General features: G+C 32.4%; 1 protein-coding gene. It reads left to right on the top strand.

The features are described from left to right. Window positions 1-1068: hypothetical protein (locus KQ878_RS03685; protein ID WP_216567972.1), on the top strand; the 1068-nt coding region annotated here is incomplete at both ends.

Raw genomic sequence — 1068 nt, 5'->3', positions numbered from 1 at the left:
CACAACTGCCGTTTTAGCCACAACGATGTTTTCCTCATCCTGTTTTAATAGCAAAAATAATGAATCCTTTAAACATCAAACACAAGGTCGTACTGGTAAACCTGATACTTCAAATATAACTCCATCAACACCAGCTATTCCACCTTCAACTCCCCCAAAACCAGTGGAACCCAAAAAACCATCAAAAAACGTAAATGAAATAGTATATTCTTATGATAACTTATACAACACCAAAGCTTCGTTGGATTATAACCCTGCTGTTTTTAACGATACAGGCACATTTCTTACAAACTATAATCCAGAATTTCCGTACGACAATAATACTCTAATTTTTAAGCATCCAACCGCTATGTTCTATTACTCGGGTATTAAAAAATACTACGATTACATCTTGCAAGTAGATAATATTAAAGATAAAGAAGGTATTAAAAATAGAATTAAAAAACTTCTAACAGAATCAAAACCCGAACAAGAAAAAATAAATAATGGTTATTCTACTGAAAGACTGGGAAAAATTTGATACGACGCAATAACTTATGATTTAAACAAAATCATTGCTGTCTTTGCTGACTTTTACAAGCAACGCACTCAATACGCAGAAATGTACCACGGCGTATTACCATTAGATTACGAAAATAATGAAACAATTCTAAAAACACCGCACCTCGACGGCAACTGATACCAATATCAAGACGAACACTTGAATGAGGAAATCAAAGGCCAAACATTCTTATCATATAGAGATATGTTTAAAGTCTCTAAAAACTTCTACGAACGAACGGATAGACATTTCTTACAAGAACGTGTAAAACTAAATTCAGATAACATTTTACACTTAGACCCAGTCCCTAATTTAAACGTACCAAATTTAAACAAATCACAAAATGATTATGTTGATAAATGATACAATACTCAATTCGAATATTATGGTCAAGCCCAAGATGATAGTGATTTTATTGGTGTATATCCAAAAAACTATTATGAATGACTACCATTCGACAAAAGACTATGAGAACCACAATTGTTTTACAATAGTCCACTCATTTTAGCACCTTTTAAACCAATTCA

It is taken from the genome of Mycoplasma zalophidermidis (genome assembly GCF_018913985.1).
Classification (GTDB): Bacteria; Bacillota_I; Bacilli_A; order Mycoplasmatales; family Metamycoplasmataceae; genus Mycoplasmopsis; species Mycoplasmopsis zalophidermidis.
This window is presented reverse-complemented; position numbering and strand designations above follow the sequence as displayed.